Here is a 25893-nt window from a genome sequence, read left to right on the forward strand (position 1 = left end):
GGGAGCCCTTCCCGCCGCTGTCCGTCATCGGTTATCCAGGGAGAAATCGCCATGTCGGCGCGAAGGTCTTTCATGAAACAGCTCTTGGCGGCAACCGCGGCGGTCGGGCAAACCATCTGGCAATCCACGGCCCTTGCCCAAGGCCACAGGCGCGGCTCGGCTCGCATTTCCGGCGTCAAACTGCGCGATCAGACGATTTTTCGCCTGCCTGGCATGGGTGACGGCTACAAAATGACATGGGGGCCCAACGACCAACAATTCATCGTGCAAAACGATGGCACCGGTTTCACCGCAGCGCCCCGACATTTCTACAAACGCTCCCTTTGGAACTTGCGCGGACTTCCTCCTGCCCCCGTCGTGGACGAAGTGTCGGGCTATCCGTTCGTCCTTCACACGGCCGGAGCAGAAGAAGCTCCCCACTATCACGGCCACGGCTTGCTGGCGGTGCATGGCCGGATCTATCAATCGCTCGGCGCGCTGGACCGGGCAGCGGATCGTCTCCACCGCTGGAATGCGGCCAAGCTGATCTATTCCGATGATGGCGGCCGCATCTGGCATAATCAGGATGGCAGCACGCCTGTTCACGACGAGGACTGGGCAGAGCAATCGCGCGCGCGCCTTGCCTTTTTTGAAGAGCCCGACGGCTGCTTCTCGCTGCTGAGTTTCCTGCAAATGGGGCACGACTATCGCGCCAACCGCGATGGCTACATCTACGCTTACAGTCCGAACGGAAATACCGATGGTTTGATGAATCAACTTATGATGTTCCGCGTGCCGATCGCCGGAATGCTGGAGCGAACCGCCTATGAATTCTATGCGGGCCGCGCCGCAGATGGCGCCCCGGTCTGGCGCAAGGAGATCAGTGCACGCCGACCTGTCCACATTTTTCCTCGCGGCTGGGTCAATCGCACCAGTCTCTTTGAAGGCGACATTGTCGTCGAAACCTGGCTGCCCAGCGTTGTCTGGAACGGCCCCCTTGGGGTTTACATGATGGTTGCCGCCGGCACCGGCTGCGCGCCCGACGGGACCGAGTTCGCCCGCCCTTCTTATCTGGGCTTCTGGGTTTCGGACGCCCCCTGGGGGCCATGGCGGCAGGTCCATGAGGATTTGGCGTGGTCTCCGGGCGCAGATGTAGATGCGCGGCCTTACTCCCCCCAAATAGCTCCGAAATGGATTGCCCCAGACGGGAGGTCGCTTTGGCTGGTCTGGTCCGACCTTAAGGGGATCCGAAGCCTGGGTGAGCAGGAGCCTGCGGATCCCGAAACTTCCGGGCCAGAAGACCCATTGGCCCAAGCTGACATCATGCGCCAGGGGATGCCGCTGCTCAGGTTCAACGCACAGCGTATCGATCTGGTCGTCCAACGATAGGCGTATTGAAGTCCCCAGAGGCTGTTAACTTCGCGGCTATGGTTTAAAAATCGGCCCGACGAGTCGGCAGAAACTCGACCAACGTGTGCGCGAACTGATCGTAAATACCGCCAGGGCTTGAAGACGCCGTCAATTCGACGAGGCAATCCATCATGCAGCGCCCACGTCGCGACTGCGGACAGAATCATGAAGCCGGCGGCAGGGCAAAGCCAAATCAAGATTGACATTCCAACCGTTACAGAAGCGAAGCTGGACCATGGTCTAGCAATGGGCCTGCTTGCCAAGCGTCGAGGCATATTGGGGTGCGGCGCCAACCGAACTGTGAGCTGCTGCCGGTTTGATGGACACCGAGATAAGCTTTTTTAGGCTACTCCCGCCTGACGCTCAAAGTCGATAGGGCTGACATAGCCCAACGTCGAGTGCCTGCGTGTGGGATTATAGAAACGCTCGATATAATCGAACACGTCGGCCTTGGCCTGATCGCGTGACCGATAGACCTTCCTGCGGATACGTTCGATCTTAAGGGACGAGAAGAAGCTCTCCATCGCCGCATTATCCCAGCAATTGCCCGATCGGCTCATGGAGCAGGTCACGCCATTGTCCTGCATCAGGCGCTGGAACTGCTCACTGGTATATTGGCTGCCCTGATCGGAATGATGGAGCAGGGCATCGGGTTTGCCCCGGCGCCAGATGGCCATCATCATGGCATCCGCAACCAGTTGGGCCGTCATGGTCGCGCTCATCGACCAGCCCACAACACGGCGCGAGAACAGGTCGATGACCGCTGCAACATAGAGCCAACCTTGGGCGGTCCAGAGTGGAGTAGGATGTCAATCGGCGTCCAAACGGGACCCCCGATCGGCGCGCAAAAGGGACCCCCTTTCGAGTATGGCACGACGGTCGAGGAACGCGCCTTGCGCTGCGCGCGGCGTAGGGAGGGCGAAGCCCGACCGGAGGCGCGCGCAGCGCAAGGCATCTTAATCCCGGCATGCCGCAGGGATCAGTTTCGGTTCTTGAAGCGCCAGCTGTCATTGCCGGTCTCGATGATGTCGCAATGATGGGTGACACGATCGAGGAGAGCGGTGGTCATCTTGGGATCGCCGAACACGGTCGGCCATTCCCCGAACGCCAGGTTGGTCGTGATGATGACGCTGGTTTGCTCGTAAAGCTTGCTGACCAGATGGAACAGCAACTGCCCGCCTGAACGGGCGAATGGCAGATAGCCAAGCTCATCGAGCACGACGAGGTCGAGGCGGGAGAGCTGGGCGGCAAGCGCGCCGCTTTTGCCGATCCGGGCTTCCTCTTCGAGGCGGGTCACCAGATCCACGGTGTTGAAGTAACGCCCCCGCGCTCCGGCGCGGACGACATTGGCGGTGATGGCGATGGCCAGATGGGTCTTGCCGGTGCCAGTGCCACCGACCAGGACGACATTGCGTCGTGCGGGCAGGAACGCCCCGCCGTGCAGCGAACGGACCATCCCCTCGTTGATCGGCGTCCCCTCGAAGTGGAAGGCATCAATGTCCTTCACCACCGGCAGCTTGGCGGCCGCCATCCGGTATCGGATCGAGGCCGCGTGGCGGTGCGTTGCCTCCGCACGCAGCAGATCGGTCAGTATCTCCATTGTCGTGCGCTGGCGTTGAAGCCCTGTGGTGACGGCCTCATCGAACGCGCCAGCCATCCCTTTGAGTCCGAGCCCGCGCATCGCGTCGATCATGTCATGCCGCTGCATTGAAGTTCCTCAGTTGGTCGTAACGGGCAGAGTCGGCGATCGGCGGATGTCGCAGGGCATTGTCCTCCGACGTGACGATCGTCAGCGGTCGCGGCGGTTCGCGGCGCCGTGCCAGGATATTGAGGATCAGATCGTCGCTCGCCGTGCCGGTTGCCAGTGCCTCCCGCACGGCGGCTTCGACGAGTTCCAGGCCATCGGTCAGCACGGCCGCCAGAACGCGCACGAACCGCCGGTCGGCATCATCGCCGTTGCCCAGCTTGCGTCGCAACCGGGCGAGCGCCGGCGGCAGTTCCCAGCCCTGGAAGGGGGCGCCGTTGCGTAAAGCGCCGGGCTTGCGGGCCAGCACCGGCAGATAGTGCCAGGGATCATAGATGGTGCGGTTCCGCCCGAAGAAGCGGGGATGCTCGGCGACGACCTCATCGCCGCATCGCACGACAATGCGGTCGGCATAGGCCCGAACCTGCACCGTGCGCCGCGCTACCGTCGAGAGGACCGAGTATCGGTTGCGATCATAGCTGATCAGGCAGGTGCCCGACACGCCGTGCTCGCTCTCGTTGAAGCCGTCGAACGGCCCCAGCATCGACTGTAATGCAGGGCGTTCGATCTCCAGCATCTGCGCCACGGTCTGGTCGCCCTGCTCAGGATGGGCCTGTCGTTCGGCCCAGCGTCGGCACTCAGCTTCCAGCCAGCCATTGAGCTCCTCAAGGCTGGCGAACCGCAGACGAGGCTGGAAGAAACGTCCCCGGATCGTCTGCACCTGGTTCTCGACCTGCCCCTTCTCCCATCCCGCCGCCGGCGAGCAGGCCGTGGGCTCGACCATATAATGGTCGGCCATGATCAGGAACCGCCGGTTGAACACCCGGTCCTTGCCGGAGAACACGCTCGTCACCGCCGTCTTCATATTATCGTAGATGCCGCGCCTGGGCACGCCGCCGAAGAAGGCAAAGCCGCGCGCATGCGCGTCGAACAGCATCTCCTGGGTCTCGCGTGGATAGGCCCGGACATACACAGCCCGCGATGCGCACAGCCGCATGTGTGCGACCTTTACCCGCATCGGCTTGCCGGCGATCTCGACATCCTCGTGGCTCCAGTCGAACTGGTAGGCCTCGCCGGGCTGGAACAGCATCGGAATGAAGGCCGTCGTCCCGTCGCCGAAATCCCTACGCCGCTCGACCTTCCACCGAGCCGCATAGCGGCGCACGGCATCGTAAGAGCCCTCGAAACCCTCACGCACCAGAAGGTCGTGGATACGGGTCATCCGAAGCCGGTCACGCCGGCCCCGTAACTCGTTCTCTTCCAGCAGCCCATCCAGGCGATCCTGAAACGGACCGATCCGCGGCAGCGGCTGAACCTTGCGTCGATAATCAAATGCGCCTTCCGGCGCCCGGATCGCCTTGCGGATCACCTTCCGCGACACATGCAGATCACGCGCGATCGCCTTGATCGCCTTCCCGCCGGCATACTCACGCCGGATACGAACCACTGTTTCCAAAACCAACATCCCGATCTCGCCGCATGAACTTCCACGCGGTTGTGTAAGCTATCGAAATGAGGGGTCCCTTTTAGACGCCGATCACCCCGCTAACGGGGTCCTTTTTGCACGCCGATCCACACCCGGCGACGGACTGATGGCCTGCACATCAACCCCAAAGCGGTCCATATCGAGCAGACGCTCGTTGATCCCGTTCAGCTTGGCGCCGATTTCGGCAAACAATTTGGCATTGGTCGCTCGCGATGCAGGCGATACAAACTTTAGCGGATCGGGGGCATCGGGAACCTCCTCGCGGATATAATGTTCTGCGGTGGCAACATTGAGATGACAGTGCAAATCTACTACTAATTCGCCCCGGCGCTTGATGACCGGAATTCGCGGTCTGCAATTCCCGCAATGCACAAGACGATCATGCGCCATCAGTTCCATCCTCTTTTACCATAAACACTGCTTGTCCACCCGGCCGATTCCGGCTGTTGCGAATGTGTTGACCGTTCCAAGTCAGTTTAGCGCCACGCCGATTGATCGTTGTATCGATTAGACATGCGGCATCCATTAACGCTGTTTATGAGTTTATCCGCTCGTCACCTGAAGCCAGAGTTCGGCTCATTGCTTTCTGGCAGAAGCGCTTGACCGCCGCGAGGATATCGTGCCGCCGCTTTAAAGCTTCACTACTCAGAACGTCCCTCGCCCTTAGGTCTGCTCTCATACTGGCGCTCAAGTTTCCAATCCCGCGCGAAGGCGGCAACTCGGAAAATCGGGGACAGGGTCAATCCGCTCGCACCTGATCAATCAATATGCCACGCAGCCATGCCAAAACCGGATCCTTTTCACGCAGTTTATGCCACTGCATTCTTATTGCAATCGGCGGCAGGGCGACCGGCAATTGGAAAATCCGGATGGGCCATTGCCGGGCCATGATCAGTGCAAGCTTGCGGTGTATAGTGGCGATCCGGCGCGTTCCGACGACGAAACTGGGAACAAGAGCAAAATCGGAAACCAATATATCGTTGCGCCGCTCAAGCCGTAAATTTGTCATAGCAATCTGGTCAAGAGTCATGATCCTCCCGCCACGCCAATTGACAGCCACGTGGCTAAGCTCCTGATATTGCTCCATGCTGATCGTATCGCCGACGTCGGGATGATCTTGCGACACGATGCCGACATATTCGTCGACCAGAAGCGCCTCGTCAGGATGCCGCTCAGCAAGCACGTCTTTTGCGGCGATAAGCAAATCGATCGTGCCCGATTCCAGCGCCCCCGGAGTATAATCAATGAGCGAGCACAGGTCGAGCTTGATGCCCGGCGCTTCCTTTTCCGCCCGGGCGAAAGCGCCTGCCATCACCGTGATCGCGATATATTCGGACGCCGTAATTCGCAATGTGCGCTGAACCAACTCAATCGGCAAATTGGGGCGCCGGGAAGTCAAGCCCTGCGCTGACATCAACAACGCGCGCAGAGGCTCCTGCATGGACTGGGCAAACGGCGTCAGGATCATGTTGCGGCCGACCTGAACCAGCAACGGATCACCGAAATGTTCCCGCAGGCGGGCCAATGACCAGCTCATGGCCGACTGGCTGAGAAAGACCCGCTCCGCCGCGCGGGTGACGCTGCACTCGCCCAGCAGCGCATCCAGCGCGACAAGCTGGTTCAGATCGATACCGTTGAAGCGCAATCATGTGCCTTTCTTTATCCAACGCGATCGGAATGATGCCTCTCTCCGACACTCCGCCTTTTGCGCCGCCTATCGTGCCGTTTCAAGGTGGGCGCTTAGAGCAAGGCCAATGGCTTCGGAGCCGACAGCGCGAGCGACACTGGCCCCGCGCCGGCAACCCAAACCAACGAGCCGACGCCCAATCCAGCCCTCATCTGCATCACGCGCCGCTTGCTCATGACGCATGTTGCAGAGATGTGATGCATACATACATCTGTCCAATTGGTTTGACAGGAGAGCAATCATCAGTCGCGTTGATAATGCGTGCCAACCCGACCCGGGCGTCCATTTGCAGAATTCATGGGTCGGCTCTGATCAAACCAATTTTACTGAAGCCATGTGCCTCCATATCCTTCCGCATCATAGCGCGTAAACAGCGCATCCGTTGGGAGGAGAGCACAGTGAATGATGCCGCAATTGATGTTTCCACCAGGTTTGTCCTCGACGCCTGGTACGTTATGGGCACTGTGGAGGAATTGAACGCCGGCCCCATCGTGCGGCGGGTTCTCGACATCCCGATGTTCGCCTATCGGCAGGATGATGGAACGCCGGTCGTGATGCTGGATCGTTGTCCGCATCGCCGTTTCCCGATGTCCCGCAGCACCATCGAGCGTGACGGCATACGCTGCGGTTACCACGGTCTGAAATTCGCGCACGACGGTCGGTGCATCGATGTGCCCGCCCAGCAAGGACGGTGCGGTGAATTAGCTATTCGAACATTCGAGGCCGTCGAGCACGCCGACTGGTTGTGGGTCTGGACGGGCAACACACCCTCCGATGGCCGCCTGCCCCCTCAGGCACCCGAGTTCGAGGATGGCATTCCATGGCGCCGGAGGCAGATCTGCGCCCATCATGTGCATGCGCGCGCGTCCCTTTTTCAAGACAATCTGCTCGATCTGAGCCACCTGACCTTTCTGCACGCGGGCAATATCGGCGGGAGCGGCGTGGAAGTGACAAGGCCCGATCTGAAGGTCATGCCTTTCGGTCTTTCCGTCCGGCGGGAAGTGCTCGATCCGGCAATGGCAAAGCTGCCGCTTGGTCAAGCAATGGGCATCGACGGCACGGTGGTCCGTGTGCTGGAGCAGCAATTCTACCTGCCCTCGCTGCACATCACGGGTTCGGCGTTTTACGAGCCCGATGGCAACGGAAAGCCGGGTCAATCGCTCGGCAGTTTTCGCGTGCTTCACGCGCTGACGCCGGAAACTGCGACGACGATGCACTATTTTCAGGCCTATCAGCGCAACTTTGCTCTAGATGACCTCGAAACCGATGTGGTGATCGAACGGGTGCTGAATCTGCCCATTCCGGAAGATGTTCAGGCCGCCGAACTGATCGAGGCCGAACTGCAGGCTGCCAAGTCTCTGGAACCGGAGATCCACATCATTTCGGACGTCGTTGCACTGCGTGGTCGAGCGCTGATGCAGCGGGCGATGGAGCGCGAATTGCGCCCGACGTCGACGATGGCTGACGCTTGACAGGGGCCGCTCCCGGCAAGGAGCGGCAACATCACGAGAAAATGGTCAGCGTAGAAATTGAGCCGTGCCATCCTATGATGGCACGGCTCAATCTTCTGCCCCCCGCGTTGATGCAGGGGCTGGGCGAAACTAGCGGATGGCGATTGGCCGCACGGGTGATCCGGTCGCCCCCCGAAGGCGCTCGGTCAGATTCAGATAAAGGAATTCATACGCCTTGTCCTTTGCCAATTCGCGAAGGTCAAGGTTTTCCATCAGGAACACGCCATAGGGAAGAAGGTCGACATGCAAGTTGTACGCGTCGCCCTCCGGTTGAGGCATCATCATGACGCAGCAAGTGTCCGCGCCCACGATGGACACCTTCTTTGACACCATCCACTTGGCGACCTCGTGATTGATACCGGGCGACCCTTTGTTTTCGCCAACCCAAAAGTGCCCGTCATTATACTTGGAAGGGTTATCCCAGTTGGCCGCCCACCCAAAGTTCAGCAGGACAGCATCCCCGGGCTGGATGCTGTCTTCCGAAAGCCCTTCCTTCTTCAACGCCCCCAACACGTCGGCCAAAGTTACTTCATAGCGCGCATCCAGTGTGGCCACGCCTTTATAACCGGCAATATCGACCAGCAATCCGCGGGTAATGATCGGCTTGATCTGTTCGACGCCCAGCTTCTCGACACCGCCCGCGCCCTTTTTCGGGCCTGTCAGATCCGCTTCGGTGTAGCCGTTGTAAAAGAAGGCCTTGTAGCTGCCATCCGGCATTTTGAGTGCGCGGCCCATATGCCCCAACCCGTCGAACTGGGTGCCCATATGGCCAAGGAAACCGGTAAAGTAGTCGGTATGCACAGCTTCCTGATCGGCCTTCGTCACTTCATTCGCCGGTTGGGTGAGCAGCACATAGGGACGGTCGCCGAAAGCGGGCATTTTGGCGTCGTAGATGTGTCCAAGCTCATAAATCTTGCCCGTCTTGGCCAATTTCAGCGAGGTCAGGATCTTTTCAGGCGTAATGTAATTCGAATTGCCGGCCTGGTCCTGCGCGCCAAACGGTGAGGGCCACCATGGCCCTTTCTCCGCCGTTTGGCCAGATGCCGCAGTAACGCTCAGGAGCGCAACGCCGATCGCCGCGAGCCATTTCGAACGTCCAATTTTCATGACTAACTCCCTGCTTTGCTCGGTTCAGAAATTTTTCAGTTCCGCGCCGATCCATGGCTCAATAGTTAAACGACAGGCGGAGACCGTAAGTGCGCGGCGGACGAAGAGCCCCGTAAACCAACGGAACGAATGCCCGCTGGGCAGCCGATGCCAGGATGGTTTCATTGGTAAGGTTGTTGACGTATCCGGTCACAGACCAGCGGTCATTTCTTCCCTGAAGCGCCAGCGACATGTCGATTGTCGCGTAACTACCCTGACGTTCCTCAGGCAGATATTCGAGCGCAAGGTATCGGCTGCCCTCGATACGCGCACGCAAACTCGGCGCAAGGGTGAGGCCATCTGTAAGCTGGATCGTGCGGTCATAGCCAAGATTGGCCGACCATTTCGGCGAATTGAGCGTTGGCAGCCCACTGCAATTGACGGTGAAAATTCGTGCCGGTGCGGCAACGGCAATGCCGCCTTTGGGGGCAACCTGACATCCGCTACGCGGCGGAACGCCATTGGCCGACAAGGCATTATATGTGAAATCCAGATATTTGGTGTTCAGATACTGGACATTGACGGAGATGCGGTCATTCGGCGTGGCCTGAAACAACAGCTCGACTTCAGTACCGTACATCCGCGCATTACCGGCATTCACGGTGATGCCGCCGGGGCTGATGACGCCGGGCACGAATTGGGTGGGGCCAACAAAGCTGACCTGCTGATCACGATAATTCCAATAGAAGGCTTCGATGTTCAACTGGACGCGGTTGTCGAAAAACCGGTTCTTGCTGCCCAGCGTATAGGCGGTGAGATTTTCCGGGCGCGTGGTGTTATCAACGGCCGAGACAAAGAACCCGCCCGCTTTGAACCCTGTCGCCACATTGGCATAGACCAGACTGCGCGGGCCAGCGTCCCACTCAACCCCGGCTTTCCAGGTGAACTTGTTGAAATTCAACTTGCCGGTAACATAGATGGGCGTGCCGGCCGGTGTGCTCGGCGAAAACTGCCGGAGCGAAGTGCTGAGCGACTTGCCCTCGTCGGTGTAGCGGCCACCGGCAATCAGGCGCAGGGTGGGCGTGAGCGAATATCCTGCTTGGCCGAAAATCGCTTTGCTGGTCGTCTTTAGGGTCGGGTCAAAAATGCCGGTCTGCAACAGCCCTTGGGAGAAGATGTTCAGTGCGTCCTGCTTTTCATGGAAATAGTAGGCGCCCAAGACATAGTTGAAAGGGCGTGAGCCGTTGGATGCGACCCTGACCTCCAATGAGGTCTGATCGTCCTTTTCGACGACGCGAGCCGAGAAGCCATTGGTGTAGCTCAGAAAATCCGGCTCGCTGCGACGATAGGCCGGTGAGACTGTCAACGTGGCGGCGCCAAGATCGACCTGCGCGATGGCGGTAAACCCATAAAACTGATTATGCATGTAGCCATCGCCCCGTGGGCCGACCACGAGCCCCGGATTGACCAAGGCGGGAAAACGAAGGGTCAATTCGGCCAAGCTGCGCGGATCGGATCCGGCAACGCGCTCGCTGAGCGCTGGCGCGGTCGGCGCGGTAGCGCCGGGGATCAACACAGACCCGACGCCCTTGCCGCGCTGGCGGAAATAGTCGCCGATCAGAGTCAGCGAAAAGGTATCGCTTGGTTTGAAAAGCAATGACGCGCGGACCGCCTGCCCTTTTTCGTCATCATAGCCATCAGAGAGATACGCGTCCCGGTCCACTGCCTGGCCCGCCACGCGCAGGGCCAAGGTCGCGCCCAAGGGGATGTTGATGGCCCCGGCGATCTTCTTCGTGTTGTAATTGCCGTATTCGGCGGTCAATTCGCCTTCCGTGGCATTGAGACGAGGCGCTTTGGGGATAACATTGATCGCGCCGCCGGTAGCATTTCGACCATACAGCGTTCCTTGCGGCCCTTTGACCACCTCGATCCGCTCAAGATCGAACAGCGTGCCGAGCGGCGAAGTCGGTCGCGCCACATAGGTTCCGGCAAAGTTGAACGCTACGGCATTCTCCGCGAAGGCATTTGTGCCAAAGGATCCGACACCGCGAAGATAAAAATTCGTGGTCGCGCCGCCCTGGGGCTGAACAACCAAAGCCGGAACGAGCTTGCTGAGATTGTTGATGTCGGTCACACCGGAAGAACTGAGCTGTTTTCCCGAGACAGCGGTGACGGCAATTGCTGCCTTCTGAAGGTTCTCAGAGCGCCTTTGCGCCGTTACGATGATGTCGGCCAGACCAGCTTCCGCAGCGTTTGTCGTCTTGGGTGAAGCGCCAGCCTCTTGCGGCTCGCCCTGAGCCAAGGCGACGGCAGGCGCCATGAGAAGCGGCAGGATCACTGCCGGGACTGATTTTCGTGACATGTTCTCTCCCCAATTATATTTGGTTTTTATTGTGAGCGGGACGGATAGCTCCCCAATGTCCAGAGCAGGGCCGCGCCCGCAGAGGCGGCCATCGCCAGCACGACAAGCGCCAGGTCGTAGCTGCTCGTCAAAAGCACGCTTGCCGCCAGCAAAGCCGCGCCGCCAGTTGCGCCGAGCTGAAAGGCGCTGAATGCCAGCCCATAGCGTCGCCCGAAGCCATCGAGACCGAAGTAGCGACGCAACGCATAGGCCAGAATGTCGAACTCTCCCCCGGCAAAGAGACCCAGCGTCCATGCCGCCGCCAGCCATGACCAAACCGGCCCGTTAAGAATAAGACAGATCAGCGCCGCGACCGTCGTCATCGCCAGGCCAAGCACGACCTTCGTGACATGAAAGCGATCAAGCAGGGCGCCTGTCACCAGACGGCCGATCAGGTTGAGCATACCATAGCCGGCGATCCCGCTGACCGCCAAAGGCATCGACAGACCTTTGGACATCAGGATCGGCACAATGCTGCCCAGCAGGCCGGTCCCGGCCACGCCGATGAGCAGAAAGCCCATGGCAATCCGCCGATAGGTGGCATCGTGCAAGATGCGCGCATAGGTCCATGTATCGCCCGACGTTTTGACGCCCGAAATGCCGCTACCCGATGTGGCGGGCGGCGATGCAGTCGATGGATTTTCACGGATGGAGAAATAGGCGACCGGCCATGCCAGAAGCGCCAGTCCACCCATGGCGACAAAGCCGACTTGCAGCCCGCCGCGCACCATAATCCATGTGATTAAAGGCGGCAGCACAATGGTTCCAATCCCTATCCCGCCGTTTGCGAGACCCGTTGCAAGGCCAAGGTGCCTATCGAACCAGCCGCTGACGGTTTTCAGATAGACCGCAGGCCATAGGCCAAGCGAGGCAAAGGGCAGTAGAAACCATGTCAGATAGAAGAGTGGCAAACTGCGCGGAAGGACAGCCAGACATGCCAGAGCCACCGCGAAAATCGGTATGAAGGCCATGACCAGCCGCCGCCCGCCAAACCTGTCCAGCAGCCTGCCTTGCAGCAACGATGTCAACATGATGGCAAAGGCCATGAAAGACAGGGCAGGACCGATCTGACCCGGCGACCAGCCGTAGAAAATCGACAATGGCCGAACCAGAACGCCAAAGCATGAGACAATGAGCGCGCTGGGGCAGACCACAAGGCAGAAGGTGGCGGCCGCAGCAACCCGCCACCCCGAGGGCTGGTCCAAGGTTTCGCCATGGGCAGAAGGCAACAAGGTGCCAGCGCTTGTAATGTCTGCGGCTGACGCATCACGATGTTTGGCGTTTGCGGTCATGCCGCACCCGGCCGATAGGCAAAAGACAACGCCCGGAGGCACGGGAAGCGCCGCAAGGGACGTGCCGTGCCGAATGCACGGTCGGTAATGCTCATCACTCAGGCCTCCCCACTTTCCAGAATCTCCCGTCGTCCGCTCCTTCGGATGTGAGCGTCGCAGGCTTCTCGATGGGGTATCAGACCCGTGGCGCCCATCAAATTGGTTCTATTAGGCTCGATCCATTGGCCGCATTGATAGCTAAGCCCTCTGGGCCATAATATGCAGTGGGCCTGCATAATCGTTCGGTTGGCCTGCAGAATCGTGCAGGCGCGGGTTGCTTGTTGGTGGCACCGTGGCGTCGCAACACGCCGACGAAAATCAACGTTTGCTTCCTGCCGAACGTTCGATCCAGCCACGCTCCCGCATCTTGGAAACATCACCCCGGCTTGCGGGGGTACCGACAACATCACTTATCAGGAGCCCTGAGCCGGTGAATACAGAGCCGCAACCCGTCATGTCCCCCCGCCTGATCAGCATCATCTCGGTTGCTTGCGGACTGATGGTGTCCAACCTTTACTTCGGGCAGGCCCTTATCGGGGAAATTGCGCCGGCGATCCATTTGAGCGGCGGCGCGGCGGGCCTCGTTGTCACATTGACTCAACTGGGATACGGTGCCGGACTATTTTTCATGGTTTCACTGGCCGATATCATGGAAAATCGGCGATTGGTGCTGCTTATGACGGTCGGCGCCTGCTTGGGCGATTTGGGGATTTTCTTCGCGGCGGATCCGACCACATTCCTGATACTTTCCTGTTTCACGGGCTTTTGTTCGGTCGGCGCGCAGGTGCTGGTGCCACTGGCCGCTCATCTGGCGCCGGAAGAGAGCCGAGGGCGCGTTATCGGCCACGTTATGGCAGGGCTGATAACGGGCATCATGCTGGCTCGTCCGGCAGCAAACTGCTTAGCCGCGATTGCAGGCTGGCGTGCCATTTACGCCGTATCCGCTTTGAGCATGGCCGCCCTCGCCGTGATGCTGGCCAAAACTTTGCCCGAACGGCGCCCCACCGCAAGATTGCGATATGGCGAACTGTTGCGTTCCAGCCTGTCGCTACTAATAAGAACACCCGGTATTCGGCGGCGGACGGTCTATCAAGCGGCGCTGTTTGCGGCCTTCAACATGTTCTGGACGGCTGTTCCCCTGCTGTTGACCAGGCGTTTCGGACTGGGCCATCTGGGCATCGCGATTTTCGCTCTGGCAGGCGCCGGCGGCGCCTTTGCTGCGCCTGTCGCGGGCCGTTTGGGCGATCGGGGCCACGTTCGCGCCGGTACCGCAGTGGCTCTCTTGTCCTGCGTCGCGGCTTTTGCCGTCGCGGGTTGGGCGGCCGCAAGCGGCGCTTTGGTTACGCTGGCGGCAGCCGCTGTTCTGCTTGATGCCGCAACGCAGGTGAACCAAGTGTTGGGCCAGCGCGTGCTTTATTCATCACACCCGGAAGCACGCGGCCGAATAAACGCGGCGTACATGACCGCGCTCTTCCTCTCCGGCGCGTTGAGTTCGCTGCTGGCCACGTTCAGCTTTCAGTATGGAGGATGGACCGCCACCGCTTGCGCAGGCGCTGCTGCCGGTATCGGCGCCTTTCTGTTTTTTCTGACGGAACGCCGCGAAAGTGATCAGGCGGGGTGACATTGCAGGCGGCTGATCTGCGGCCTTCCGCTGTGATGACGATACATCTGGGCCATACCACAAGAGCGCAATCAGCTCCGGCTTTGCGGTCTTCCAATAGAATGAGGGCATGCCATGGTTCAACCCGCCTCCCGGAGGACGGCCTGAACCATGGCATGCCCGTATCACTCGACAGCTCTAGCCCGGCCCCTCATCGCGAAGGGCCGGGTTTGCTGCCGCTCAGTACTTGACCTGAAAGCGCACCCCATAAAGTCGTGGCGCACCAGGCGCGCCGCCGAAGGCGTTAAGCGCGCTGTTGTAAACCACGTCGCCAAGCGGACGCTGGTTGCCGATGTTGTTCACGAAAGCCGACAAAGCGAATTTGTCGTTCTCGCTTGCGAATGTGAGCGAGGCCTGGCCAGTCCAATAGGCAGCCTGGCGCTCAATATCGAGCAATTCAAAGCCGACGTAGGAACTGGTTTGATAGCGGGCCGAGCCCTCCGCCACGATCTTGAATTGGCCAAGCGGGATCACGTGCTGGATGCCAAGGTTGAGCGTCCATTTGGGCGAGCGCAAGGCCTGCAATCCTGAGCAGTCGATCGAATAGGCACCGCCAGCGGTGGCCGGGGCGCTCACCCCACAGCGCGTGGGCGGCGGCGAAGGCGATTTGTAGACAAAGGATGTGTACTTGGCGTCGAGATATTGAATGTCGCCCGACAATGTCGTGTGGGGGAAAATGAGAAATTGGGTTTCAACTTCGGCACCGAAATTGCGCGAGGTGCCGATATTTTCTGTGAAGAAAGCTTGAGATCCCGATGAATCGACCCCTAGATGGGCGATCTGCTGATCCTTGTAACGCCAGTAAAACGCCTCAATGTTCAACTGTAGCCTGTTATCAAGAAAGCGGTTCTTCGACCCCACCGTCCATGCCTGGATTGTTTCGGGCCGATATTGCTGTCGCGTCGGGTCGACCGCAAACGAGAAGCCGCCTCCACGATACCCGGTCTCAAACGATGCATAGAGGAGGGAACGCGCGCCGACATCATACTCGACATTGGCTCGATAGGTCACCTTGCTGCCACTCTGGACAGCGACAAGCGGGGCTTGCGAGGTGCCCACGATGTTCGTGGGCGAAGTGGGCGAAATATAAACGGACTGGAACGAGGGCACCGGGCTCGGGAATGGTCCGACGAGGCCGGCACGATTGACCAGATCGGAAAGGCTGGTCGCATAGGGCAGCAAAAGACCATTGGGGCAGGCAGGCGCCGTGCAGACATCGACAGCGAGTTGGGAGCCGCCGCTGATTGTCTTGCGATCATTGGTGTAGCGAATGCCGCCCGACAGGCGGAGGCGATCCGTTATCGCATAGGTCAAGCGGCCGAACGCAGCGACCGAGCGGGTTGTCAAATCGCCCGTCAGAAAATTCGAAAGGTTCTGCTGACTGAAGCTGTCTGCAACCTCGGTCTCTTCATGAAAATAGTATCCACCAACCAAATAACGCAATTTATTGGTATCGGGCGAAGCCAATCGCAGCTCGACACTGTTTTGCCGGGTGCGCTCGTGGAATTCGCTGCTGAAGGTCGTGATGTTGTTGCGAGCATTGAAATCGATGTCTCGATGCGCCGGGACCAGAGTGAACGTGCCGATAGGCGTGATGTACGAAATATCGGCATTGACGCCCCAGAACGTACTGTCGTTGAAGGCATAGGGCGACAATCCGGTCATTGTACGGCCGACCTGGAAATTATACTGGCCAGACAGGATCTGGGAGACGCGGGAATCATAAAGGCCGACGTCCCGTCCGTAAGGCGAGGGCGAGATCGCTTTGGTAAACGGGTTGATCGTACCCACCAGAGTCGAACCGCTGGACGCGCCACCGGCATGATAATAGTCACCGCCCACCCGGATGGTTAAATCACTGCTCGGCTTCCACAAAAGTTGGGCGCGAGCACCCTTGCCATCCTCGTCCCCGGTTCCGTCGCTCTGATACCCCTCATGCTTGGTATAGGTTCCGGCCACGCGAAGGGCGGCGGTCTCGCCAAGGCTCAGATTGGCGCCGCCCTGAAGCGTGGCGGCGTTGTAGTTTCCGAGCACTGCGGAAAATTGACCGAAATTCTCGCCAATCACCGGCTTGGCCGGAAGGACATTGATGGCCCCGCCGGTCGCATTCCGCCCATAAAGCGTGCCTTGCGGCCCCTTCAGCACCTCGACCCGTTCAAGATCATAGAACACGCCGGTCGCTGCACTTGGGCGGCTGATGTAAACGCCATCGTAGTTGAAGGCGATTGCGGGATCGCTGAAGGCGTTCACGGCAAAGGTTCCCACCCCGCGCAGGTAGAAGACATTGGTGGTGCCGCTGTTCGCGACCTGAAGCGCGGGCACCAATGTGGTCAGTTGCGCAGACTGGGTGACATTATTGCGCGTGAGCGCGTCGGCCGAGACGACGCTCACCGCAACCGCCACCTTCTGGAGGTTCTCCGATCTGCGCTGCGCCGTCACGACGATATCGGCCAGCCCGGTCTGTGTCGCATCGGCGCTGTTGCTCTGCGGCGCGGCAGGGTCCGCTGCCTGTTGGCCTGCCGTTGGAGTGCCCGTCTGGCCGGGGGAAACCATGCCGCCCGTGCCAGTTGGGGCAACCTCCCCTCCGATCGCGGCCATGGCAGGCTGCGCCCCACCTGCCGCAACGATCAGCATACTCGCCGCAAGTGCCGTCGAGTTCAAAAGACCAAGCCTCATACCGTCCTCCCTATTCTTTTTTGCTGCAAAAGCCGTTGGGGGTCAGTTGCCCCGAGGCAACCATCCATATGTGACGACTAGTCGCGATGGATTGGCACGGCCTGCACGATGCAAGCGGATCCCTGTATGTTTTCGTATCGGTAGCGCTCGTTCAGATCGTCATGTCCGGCAAAGGCATGGCGCCGCGATGCCGCAAGGAGGCCTGTGCCTTGGCTGCCCGTCTGGCGAGCGCGCGATGATCCATGCCGGTCAGCCTTCCTGCGCTTTTCAGGATACGCCCATCGACGATCACGGTATCGACATTGGCGGGCTGAGCGTGTTGAACGAGCTGAAAAGCAATATTCACGTCCGGGTCGGGCAGCATGTTGCCATCGTCGGTTCGGATCAGGATCACGTCGGCCCGTTTCCCTGGCGTCAGACTGCCGATCCTTTCTTCCAGACCAAGCACGCGGGCGCCGTTGATCGTCGCCAATTGCAGCAATTGTCGCGGGGTCATAAGGCCGTTGGCCGGGTCGGCGGGATCGGCAGGCGTGAAGATGATCTCCTGAAAGCTTGCTCCATTCTTCTGGGCGATACGGGCCGCATACATGATCGTCCGCATCGCGGCAAAGGGATCAGCCGCGGCCTGACACGTGACATCGACCGAAAAGCCGATGTCCTCGAATGGCGTGCCGGCCGCCAGAAAGCGCATGATAGGCGGCAGACCGGCACCGATGAGCGGATCAGTGGCGGGGCACAAGCCGATCTTCACCCGCTTGGCCGCGAGCAATTGCAGGAATGCGTCGGGCGTGCCGGGCCCATGGGTAAAGATGAACTCGGGGCCGAGCAGATCAATGGCTCCAGACAGATCGGCATGCGGCGCAATCGTCCGGAGCCCAAGCGCGCGCGCGGCTTCGACCTCTGTGCGCAGATGGTTCGCGTCGTGGCAAACGATCCCGAGGTCGATCAGCCCATCGACGCTGATGTCCGACAGGCATGCTGCCATATTCTGCAAGACGGTCTGATCAACCGGCCCCAGCCCCATCCCTGTCAGATGGCCATAGCCGAATCGCGCCCTTATGCCGACGTCCGCGAGGGCCTGAGCCTGACAAACCGCATCCTCCGGGCCGCGAAGGGCATTGGACCAGTTATGGCAGGTCGTAACACCGGCCGCGATCGCCTCGGCCGCAGCATAGCCTACCGCCAGATAATGATCCTCGGCGGTATAGGCCATCGCGAGGCGATGCAGCCCGAAATAGCCCGCCGCCTCATGCGCAAGGCCGCGCCACAGACTGTTCCACATATGCCAATGGGTTTCGACAAAACCTGGCTGCACCACCATCCCGGTGGCATCGATCACGCGGATATCGGATCTATCGATGCCGGGAGCCACCTGCGCGATCTCGCCGTCAAGGATCAACACGTCGCCTTTCGGCAGGTCGCCAATGCCGGGATCCATGGTCAGGACATGGCCGCCCTTCAGCAGCAAGTCTTCCCTCGACACTGGCGTGCCCAACGGGGCAAAACCTTGGCCTTCACTCATACTCTCGCGCCTCCACTCAGCTGATTGGCCGATATTGAAGCGTGAGCGCGGGCGCGTCCTGCACAAATTGGCAGGTGTGATCGGGCAAACAGAGAAAAACGCCCCTCCCCTCGGCTTTTATCTCGATCTCCCGCCATCGCTTGGTGAGATTGACCGACCGCCGGATGGAGTTCTAGGGCCGCACCAGGAGGCGGCGATGTCCAGAGTGGGCCGCGACAAACGCCTTAGTTCCACCACTCATGGAGAAGCCTCGATCACACCGAGCCCGATCGACCAAGGCAAGATGGAGATGCTCTCGAAAATCTCCGCCAGACAATAGGGGTCGGCAGCCATGAAGGCTTGGACGGATGCGGCATCATCCGCTTCGAAAATCAACAGCGTGCCAATCATGGCTTTCCCGTCCTCGCGTCGAAGAGGCCCTCCGAGCACACAGCGACAATTCGGGTCGGCTCGCCGGATGTGGGCACGATGCGCTTCGCGCAATTCGCCGCGCCTCTCGCCCATTCCCGCCCGATCCATTGCATGAAACATGTATGTCGCCATCGCCTGCGCCTCGCCAAACCAGGTCGTTTTCGCCGCCATTGCGGCCATGTGGGTCTGCAGCTTAGCCCAAGTCTGGTCCTGCAGGATTACAACGTGCTTCGGCATAAAGGATCATCCGATGATCCCGAGCAGCGCCGCCCGGAAACAGGGACTGTACAATCGTACGGTTTTTGCTACGCTGAGGATGCAAGCCGAGAAAACCGGCCGAGTCCTTGGGAGAATAATGGATGCGTACCGGAGAGCGAAGTGGCCTGTCGGCCACAGACACGCATGGAATTCTGCTGCGTCCCGAGCATGCGATCCTGCAATCAAGCGACGCGCTGGAGTGGCAGTCCTTTTATGCTTCACACCAGCGCGAGGCTCCCTATGCTGGCTCGTTCTCGGCGAATGAACACCATCTTATCATCGTTCATATGAATGGCCCCGTCCGCATCCGCCGCGAGCTGAGCGGCGAGCGGCGAGAGGCCCGCATCGGGACCGGCGGCCTGTTCATACTGCCCGCGCATCGCGACTTTGCCGTCGCTTTGCTGGCTCCGCTGGAAACGGTGCATCTTTATGTGCATCGCACGCTCATTGATGCCGCCGTGCAGGAGTTGTGCCGTGATGACGGGAGCCTCGTGGAGTTTCTCCCGCGCATGGGCGAACATGATCCGCTGCTTGAACAACTGGCCCGACTGGCCTGCACGATGATGAAGGAGCAGCAGTCCGACCTGTTCGCCGATAGCGTTGCGCGCCTCATCGCCGCCCAGCTTGTGCGGCACCACGCGATCGCGCGACATGTCGAGCTTCCGCGTATTACCGGGCTGCAACCGAGCCAGATGGCGCGCGTAAGGGCACTTGTCGCAGAAAAGATGGAGGCACCGCTCAGTGTCGACGATCTGGCGCGCGAGGCCAATCTCAGCCCCATCCATTTCGGCCGCCAGTTCAAGCGAACGACCGGCCGGGCCCCGTATCAGTACATCATCGAGCAACGCGTCGAGCGAGCTCGCGAATTGCTGCGCAGCGATCTGTCCATCGCGGAAATCGCGGTGCGCTGCGGTTTCACGCATCAGGAGCATCTGACCCGCATCTTCGGGCGGATTACCGGCATAACGCCCGCTGCCTATCGCCGATCCATCCGCTGATCGGCGCTCGCTGTCCGCCCCGGCAAGCCGGCCCGCCTAAACGCTATCGCCATCCTGTTTTCCCAGCGCACGGATGCCGGCTGCGGCGAAGCGGACTATCGGGCCGAAACTTGCTGAAACATCGGCGCTGGACAATCTGCCGTCCGTCAGGCGGTCCAGCAGGCGCGTGTCGGCGAACATGCTGACCATACCGCCCAGCAGAAAGACGTAGCCGCGCACGGCCATTTCATGGGTGAGACGGGGCTCGACGTCCTGCATGCGTGCAATCATTGCCTCGGCCACCGGCCCGAAGATGGCCGCCGCCACCGGCGTCCAACGCGCATCCTGCGTCATCATGGCATGCAGGCGCGCATAGGCACGCCAGCCTTCATCATCCATGGCGATCCGGTCGACATAAGGTTGAAGAAAAGCCGTGAGCAAGGCTTCCATGTCCGGCTTGTCCAACGCATCGAGCGCGGCAAGGCGCGCCATGTTGATGATATCGGCGCGCCGCTCCAGCACCGCCACGAACAACTGGTCCTTGGCCGGAAAATGATGCGTCAGCAGGCCCAGACCCACCGGCGCGCGCTCGGCAATCATCCGCATCGACACACCGTCGAAGCCGTGTACGGCGAACAAAGCCTCCGCCGCATCGAGGATAATGTCGCGCTTGCTCTTCTTCAGCTCATCTGATGCCACGTCCCTGCACTCTCCCCCGATCTTGCTTCGCCCCGCCGTCGCCGCGCGCAGCAGTAGCGCATCGCGCCGTGATTATCGACGTTCTCCTTGGCCGAAAAGTGCAGCCCGCATGCCCTCGACCGCGCAAGCAGGCGTGGTCAGCACCGATCGGCCCGCAAGAGGAGCGACAGCAGCGGCGGCACGGGCGAGGCTGAATTGCGCCAGAGCAACGACGGTACAATCCTCGGGCAGCCTCGCCGCCGCCTCGGCCACAATCCCATCATGACGATCAGCATCGCCCCGCTGCAGCGCCTCCAGAGCACCCTCACAAAAGACCGGCAGCACCCGATCAGGCTCGGGAAATTCCGGCAGCATGGATGGCAGGGTGGGCGCGAAACTCGCCAGCAGCGCTATTCGCCCCTCGCCTGCGGCCGCAACGGCGCGGTTGATCATCGCCGTATTCGGCTTGTGCACCGGCATTGGCGCCAGATCGAGGGCGACCGCATCGATGGCGGAGCCAAAGGCGGAGCAGGTGAACAGGATTCCCTCGGCCCCGGCCTCTGCGGCATAGCGGCTCAGAGTGTGAAACCGCGCGACGATTTCCCCGGTCAGCGCGCCCGCCTCGGCAAGGTCGCGCGAGAGGCTGTCGTCGAGCAGGTTGGTCAACCGCGCCTCGGGCCAAAGGGCGGCAAACGCGGCATTGATCGGCTCGATTGAGGCGTGCAGCGCATGGATCAGGGCGATTCTGGTCATCACTCGTCCACGAAACGTTCAATGGCGTCGGTGAAGGCTTGGGGCGCCTCCACATTGGCCAGATGCGCCGCCGGTAGCGCGACGAAGGTCGCGGCGGGAATGCTGGCCGCAAAGTCCCGCATCATCTCCTCCGGCGCGGCCTTATCTGCTGCCCCGGCCAGCACTAGACACGGCATCGTCAGCGTCGGCAGCAGCGCGCTGTGGTCCAGCGTCGCGATGATCCAGGCCGCCGCAACAAACCCTTCCTCGGGCGTCCCCCTTATCATGGCGCGTACCCAGTCGAGCGTCTGCGGTGAAGCGGCGGCGAATGCCGGGGTGAACCAGCGATCAAGGCTGGTCTCGATTTGGGTTTCGATCCCGTCCTGCGTCACGGCGGCCATCCGCTCATGCCACATTGCGGCAACGGGCGGGGGCGTGCGCGCGGCGCAGCAGGCCAGTACCAATCGCTCGACCCTCGCCGCATGGCGCAGCGCCACCTGCATCGCCACCATCGCGCCAAAGGACATGCCGATCAGGCTGAACCGCTCAACCCCATGCGCTGACAGCGTGTCCGCGACCGCATCGGCATAATCGGCAAACGTCGCGCCATCCGGCAGCGGCGCGCTGGCACCGTGGCCCGGCAGATCGACCCGCACAACGCGGAAACGCTGTGCCAGCGGCTCGACCTGGGGGCGCCAAAGCTCGCCCGAAGTGGCGATGGCGTGAAGAAAGACAAGCGTCGGCGCCGAGGCGGGGCCGTCGATATGGACTGCAAGCGTCATGCTGTCATGCTCCAGCGGCCCAGACCGATCCCGGTGTACCAGTCGGTGATGCCGTCATAATGATAGGTGTTGAACGGCGCGCCTTCGGCAATGCCTTGGGCCACCAGCCAGTTGCGCACTTCTTCCGCGCCGTTGCCCGCCGTGTTGACCGTCGCTTCGGCAAAGTCGGCCGCCGCATCCAGCCCGCCCGCTTCCAGATGATAAAGAAAGCCGCGATCAAATGCCTCGTTGAGTTGCCCCATGCGCGGCGTGCCGACATCGTGGCTCAGCCCGCCGGTGGCGAGCACAGCCACGCGCGCCGCGCCGGCATATGTCCGTATCGCCTGCCCCAGCGCCCGCCCGAACGCAACGCAGCGCCGCATGGCGGGCATCGGCGGCTGCACCGTGTTGACCAGGATCGGCACCACCGGAATGGCGCCCGCAATGCCCGCCAGATCAAGCGGCGTTATCATGCCATGGTCGAGCGTCAGTTCCATCGACAGCGCCGGATCGAAACCCGCGCGCATCACCGACTGGAGCAGATGCGCCGCGAGCCCGGCATCCCCCGGCAGATCCTGCTTCGGGATCTTCAACCAGCCCTCCACCGGGCTGGGATAGGATCGCGCGAGGCCAATGCAGAAAGACGGCAGGTTATTGAGGAAGAAATTATGGAGGTGATCGTCGGAAATCAGGACCAGCGCGTCGGGCTGCGTCGCCGCGATCTCCTTGCCAACCCGCGTGAATTGCGCAAATGCCGCGTCGCGCCGCTCGGATGCGGGCGCATCGGGCATGTTGGTCATGACGGGGGTGTGGCTCACGGCATAGACGCCGGTAATATCAGCCATGACTCGCATCTCCTGCGGCGCGCAAGGCGGCCAGATAGTCGGCCTCGGGAATCCGCAACTGCAGGCAATAGGCGCGCAGCAGATAGGGATTGGCCCCCAGCAGATAGAGCTGGCCGATATCCGTGGTGTCGAGAGCGGCCCGGGCCGCCTCCGACAGCGGTTCTTCCGCGATATAGCGCGAAGGACTCTCGAAGAAGCGCGCCTCCTCCGCGCGATCATGCTGGACGCGGTAGAGGATGCGGTTAATCGCATAGGCCTCTTCGGTGGGCATGTCCTGCACCCAGTTGCGCGCGCTCATGCCGGTGCGCCTTCGCCCACGGCGCCTGCAAGCCAGTCGACAATCGTCGGCAGCGTCTGCGGCGTGATCCCCATGTGGCCGCCGGGGAACATGCGCACCGCCTTGGGTATGCCATGGCCGACGAGAAGATCAATGTCGGCCACCGGGCACTGGCTGTCGCCCCGCCCGTTGACCAGCAGCAGCGGCGCCGAGGGGCGATCCAGCAGCCCCTGATCGAGCAGCGAGAGCCGGGCGAAACCCTGAACATAGCCCTCCCAACTGTCGACGCCGAGCATCCGCATCCGCGTCTCGACCAACTCCATCAGATAGCTGTCAGGGTGGCGCGAGCGCTCGATCCATTCGCGCTGGAACATGAAATGCACGCCTCCGCCCCAGTTCACCGCACCGGCAACGCGGTCAGGCACGACATGGGCAAGCTTGGTCGCCCAATAGCCCCCGAAAGAACGGCCGAGCAGACCGACCTTAGCGCCGTCCAGATCCGGCTGCGCCGCCGCCCAGTCAAACACAGGCAAGAACTGGCGTTCGGCATCCGCCGTGCCCTTGACCGGCGACTCGCCGGTGCCGGGGCCATCCATCGCGATGGTGGCGATGCCGCGGGCAAGCAGCAGGTCGCATGCCGCAGTCATCTGCTCCTTCCACGCATCCACCCCGCCCCACATCACCACGACACGGGGCCGCGCGACGCCTTCCGGGCGGCGATAGTAGAAGACGACTTGGTCGCCCTCGTCCGCGTGACCGGCAAAGGGCACCGCCACGCGATGGATGGGCGGCGACATCAGCGCGCCTGCGGCCAGATAAGCGTCCCGCTCACGCTCGGCGCAGGCGAGCTTGTCGGGATGGTTGGGGCATGGGAAGCGCCCGAGGAAAAAGAACCCGTGCGCACGCAGATATTCCTTGCGCCGCCGCGCCGGATCGGTTTCCGTCTCGGCACGCAGCCACGCCTCCTCGCCAGCGGCCCGCCACGCCGCCGCCCAATTGACGGGATCGAGGCCCTGCAGCGTCGCCAGCACGGCGGCGGTATCGTCGGCGTCCAGATTGTTCATCGGGTGGATCGCCTTGCCCGTCCGATCGAGCATCCACGCCTTGGCCTCGTCCAGAGTGCGTGGCCGACCCGTGTCCGGGGTGGCGGGCGGCAATTGGGGTTCCTTGTCGAACATCGCTCTCTCCTGCTGCAGTTTCGGCAGCTTGTTCAAAGGTTTCAAACGGGTTGGGCGAGCACGGCGAGCGCCTCGCTGACCAAGCGTGTCTGCTCGGCGGGCGGCGCGCCAGCGCGCTCGAGTCGGCCGATCTCCATCGAATTGCGGACGACCAACTGGCAGCGCGCCGTGCGCCGCTCGGCAAAGCGGGCGAGCACTTCGGCGACGCTTCCGCCGCGCGCCAGTTCCTCACCCAGCACCACCGCATCCTCCACCGCCATGCCCGCGCCCGAAGCCAGGTGCGGAGTGGTCGGGTGTGCGGCATCGCCGATCAACAGAACACGGCCGACATGCCAGGGCGAGGGCAGCAGAAACGCCTCCAAGGGGCGCATCACGATCGGGGACTGCGGCGAGAGGCCCTCGCGCAGAGTACGCAGCGGCCCGCCATAGCCGTCCAGCAGGTCGCGCAGGCCAAGATACAGTTCCTCGTCGGGAACCGCCCGACGGCGCGGGCACGTCTCAAGCAGGAACATGTACAGGCTGTCACGCGATACGGGCGAGATCCCCACTTTGACCGGGCCGCCCAGAAAGAAGTGGCGGCGGTCGATCTCGGGCGGGCGATCGGCGAACAGGCGCCAGATCGTCTGCCCGGTATATTCAGGCCTGGGCGCATCCGGCAGGATCAGGCCGCGGGTGCGGGAGAACACGCCGTCGGCGCCCAGAACCAGGTCATAGCGTCCGGTGCCTCCATCGCTGAACACGACATCGACGCCATCATCGCGCTGATGCAGCGCATCAATGGTCAGCCCAAGCCGCACATGAGCGCCCGATGCGCGGGTCCTTTCAGAAAGGATGCGGTGCAGCGTCGGCCGCATGATTCCGCCGCTGCCGGGCATGCCTGCGGGATCGGGCACTTCGCCGATCTGTTCGCCCTCGACCGTGCAGACCTTGATGCCGCTCCCTGAAAAACCGTCGCGCAGAACTTCGTCCAGAATGCCCAGTTGCGCAAAAGCACGCATCGTCGGGCTGGTGATGGTAATGCCCGCACCATAAACGCGCCACGCCGGATCAAGGTCGATAAGATCGACGGCCACGCCCAAACCCCGCAGCACCAGCGCGGACGCCATGCCACCGATTCCGCCGCCCACGATCAGCGCCGAACGGACTGCGGTCATGCCGCCCACGATACGCAACCGCGCATGGTATCGCGCCTCCTGCCACTCATTGTTTCCTCCGCCTTCGGGGTGATTTCGCATCCTCGATTAGCGCGAAACCGTACGATCGTACAGCCCTCAAACGGAGGC

General features: G+C 61.3%; 21 protein-coding genes and 1 pseudogene. 4 read left to right on the forward strand and 18 right to left on the reverse strand.

The window, feature by feature from the left end:
- Window positions 1–72 precede the first annotated feature (72 nt).
- Window positions 73–1368, forward strand: a complete 1296-nt coding sequence (locus PQ457_RS19625) for a hypothetical protein (RefSeq protein ID WP_273619493.1) — start codon at window positions 73–75, stop codon at window positions 1366–1368.
- A gap of 362 nt (window positions 1369–1730) precedes the next feature.
- Here the strand turns inward: PQ457_RS19625 and PQ457_RS19630 are convergent.
- The 5 genes and pseudogenes from PQ457_RS19630 to PQ457_RS19650 all read right to left on the reverse strand — a co-directional run.
- Window positions 1731–2192 (reverse strand): annotated as a pseudogene (locus tag PQ457_RS19630) (IS3 family transposase); the annotation flags it as partial.
- Between the two features lie 176 nt (window positions 2193–2368).
- Window positions 2369–3097, reverse strand: coding sequence for an IS21-like element helper ATPase IstB (istB, locus tag PQ457_RS19635; RefSeq protein ID WP_273618480.1), 729 nt, complete (start codon window positions 3095–3097; stop codon window positions 2369–2371).
- On the reverse strand, window positions 3084–4598 hold the full coding sequence (gene istA / locus PQ457_RS19640) for an IS21 family transposase (protein WP_273618481.1): 1515 nt from the start codon (window positions 4596–4598) through the stop codon (window positions 3084–3086). The genes istB and istA overlap by 14 nt, the downstream gene beginning before the upstream one ends.
- A 72-nt stretch (window positions 4599–4670) precedes the next feature.
- Window positions 4671–5009: a hypothetical protein gene (locus PQ457_RS19645; protein WP_273619494.1), complete on the reverse strand. Its 339-nt coding sequence runs from the start codon at window positions 5007–5009 to the stop codon at window positions 4671–4673.
- A gap of 349 nt (window positions 5010–5358) precedes the next feature.
- Complete coding sequence (locus PQ457_RS19650) at window positions 5359–6264, reverse strand: LysR family transcriptional regulator (protein WP_273619495.1); 906 nt, start codon at window positions 6262–6264, stop codon at window positions 5359–5361.
- Between the two features lie 440 nt (window positions 6265–6704).
- Between PQ457_RS19650 and PQ457_RS19655 the strand changes: the two genes are divergently transcribed.
- Window positions 6705–7778 (forward strand): Rieske 2Fe-2S domain-containing protein, encoded by a 1074-nt coding sequence (locus tag PQ457_RS19655; protein ID WP_273619496.1) that lies wholly within the window; start codon window positions 6705–6707, stop codon window positions 7776–7778.
- 129 nt (window positions 7779–7907) lie between these two features.
- Here PQ457_RS19655 and PQ457_RS19660 read toward each other — a convergent pair whose 3' ends face one another.
- The 3 genes from PQ457_RS19660 to PQ457_RS19670 are packed head-to-tail and all read right to left on the reverse strand — an operon-like array spanning window position 7908 to window position 12509.
- A complete protein-coding gene (locus tag PQ457_RS19660) occupies window positions 7908–8924 on the reverse strand; it encodes a cyclase family protein (RefSeq protein ID WP_273619497.1) in 1017 nt (338 codons plus the stop codon).
- Between the two features lie 58 nt (window positions 8925–8982).
- Complete coding sequence (locus PQ457_RS19665) at window positions 8983–11265, reverse strand: TonB-dependent receptor (protein ID WP_273619498.1); 2283 nt, start codon at window positions 11263–11265, stop codon at window positions 8983–8985.
- Between the two features lie 26 nt (window positions 11266–11291).
- Window positions 11292–12509 carry an MFS transporter gene (locus tag PQ457_RS19670; RefSeq protein ID WP_273619499.1) on the reverse strand — a complete coding sequence of 406 codons (1218 nt, stop codon included), beginning with the start codon at window positions 12507–12509 and terminating at the stop codon, window positions 11292–11294.
- A gap of 556 nt (window positions 12510–13065) precedes the next feature.
- On the opposite strand from PQ457_RS19670, the gene PQ457_RS19675 reads away from it, so the two are divergent.
- Entirely contained in the window at window positions 13066–14256 is a 1191-nt protein-coding gene (locus tag PQ457_RS19675) for an MFS transporter (RefSeq protein WP_273619500.1), read from the forward strand.
- A 219-nt stretch (window positions 14257–14475) separates the two neighbouring features.
- Here the strand turns inward: PQ457_RS19675 and PQ457_RS19680 are convergent, their stop codons facing one another.
- The 3 genes from PQ457_RS19680 to PQ457_RS19690 form a co-directional block, all read right to left on the reverse strand.
- Window positions 14476–16971: a TonB-dependent receptor gene (locus PQ457_RS19680; protein ID WP_273619501.1), complete on the reverse strand. Its 2496-nt coding sequence runs from the start codon at window positions 16969–16971 to the stop codon at window positions 14476–14478.
- 151 nt (window positions 16972–17122) lie between these two features.
- Window positions 17123–18493, reverse strand: coding sequence for an amidohydrolase family protein (locus tag PQ457_RS19685; RefSeq protein WP_273619502.1), 1371 nt, complete (start codon window positions 18491–18493; stop codon window positions 17123–17125).
- Between the two features lie 237 nt (window positions 18494–18730).
- Complete coding sequence (locus PQ457_RS19690) at window positions 18731–19084, reverse strand: YciI family protein (RefSeq protein ID WP_273619503.1); 354 nt, start codon at window positions 19082–19084, stop codon at window positions 18731–18733.
- A gap of 179 nt (window positions 19085–19263) precedes the next feature.
- Between PQ457_RS19690 and PQ457_RS19695 the strand changes: the two genes are divergently transcribed.
- Window positions 19264–20160, forward strand: coding sequence for a helix-turn-helix transcriptional regulator (locus tag PQ457_RS19695; protein WP_273619504.1), 897 nt, complete (start codon window positions 19264–19266; stop codon window positions 20158–20160).
- Between the two features lie 36 nt (window positions 20161–20196).
- Here the strand turns inward: PQ457_RS19695 and PQ457_RS19700 are convergent, their stop codons facing one another.
- The 7 genes from PQ457_RS19700 to PQ457_RS19730 all read right to left on the reverse strand — a co-directional run bounded on the left by PQ457_RS19700 (window position 20197) and on the right by PQ457_RS19730 (window position 25764).
- A complete protein-coding gene (locus tag PQ457_RS19700) occupies window positions 20197–20838 on the reverse strand; it encodes a TetR/AcrR family transcriptional regulator (protein ID WP_273619505.1) in 642 nt (213 codons plus the stop codon).
- 72 nt (window positions 20839–20910) lie between these two features.
- Window positions 20911–21570: an arylsulfatase gene (locus PQ457_RS19705; RefSeq protein WP_273619506.1), complete on the reverse strand. Its 660-nt coding sequence runs from the start codon at window positions 21568–21570 to the stop codon at window positions 20911–20913.
- Window positions 21570–22331, reverse strand: coding sequence for an alpha/beta fold hydrolase (locus PQ457_RS19710; RefSeq protein ID WP_273619507.1), 762 nt, complete (start codon window positions 22329–22331; stop codon window positions 21570–21572). Before PQ457_RS19710 ends, PQ457_RS19705 begins: the two co-directional genes overlap by 1 nt.
- Entirely contained in the window at window positions 22328–23155 is an 828-nt protein-coding gene (locus PQ457_RS19715; protein WP_273619508.1) for a DODA-type extradiol aromatic ring-opening family dioxygenase, read from the reverse strand. The genes PQ457_RS19710 and PQ457_RS19715 overlap by 4 nt, the downstream gene beginning before the upstream one ends.
- Window positions 23148–23453 carry a hypothetical protein gene (locus PQ457_RS19720; RefSeq protein WP_273619509.1) on the reverse strand — a complete coding sequence of 102 codons (306 nt, stop codon included), beginning with the start codon at window positions 23451–23453 and terminating at the stop codon, window positions 23148–23150. Before PQ457_RS19720 ends, PQ457_RS19715 begins: the two co-directional genes overlap by 8 nt.
- Entirely contained in the window at window positions 23450–24610 is a 1161-nt protein-coding gene (locus PQ457_RS19725) for an alpha/beta hydrolase family protein (RefSeq protein ID WP_273619510.1), read from the reverse strand. Before PQ457_RS19725 ends, PQ457_RS19720 begins: the two co-directional genes overlap by 4 nt.
- A gap of 41 nt (window positions 24611–24651) precedes the next feature.
- Window positions 24652–25764, reverse strand: coding sequence for an FAD-dependent oxidoreductase (locus PQ457_RS19730; RefSeq protein WP_273619511.1), 1113 nt, complete (start codon window positions 25762–25764; stop codon window positions 24652–24654).
- Window positions 25765–25893 lie beyond the last annotated feature (129 nt).

This window comes from Novosphingobium humi (assembly GCF_028607105.1).
Taxonomy (GTDB): domain Bacteria; phylum Pseudomonadota; class Alphaproteobacteria; order Sphingomonadales; family Sphingomonadaceae; genus Novosphingobium; species Novosphingobium humi.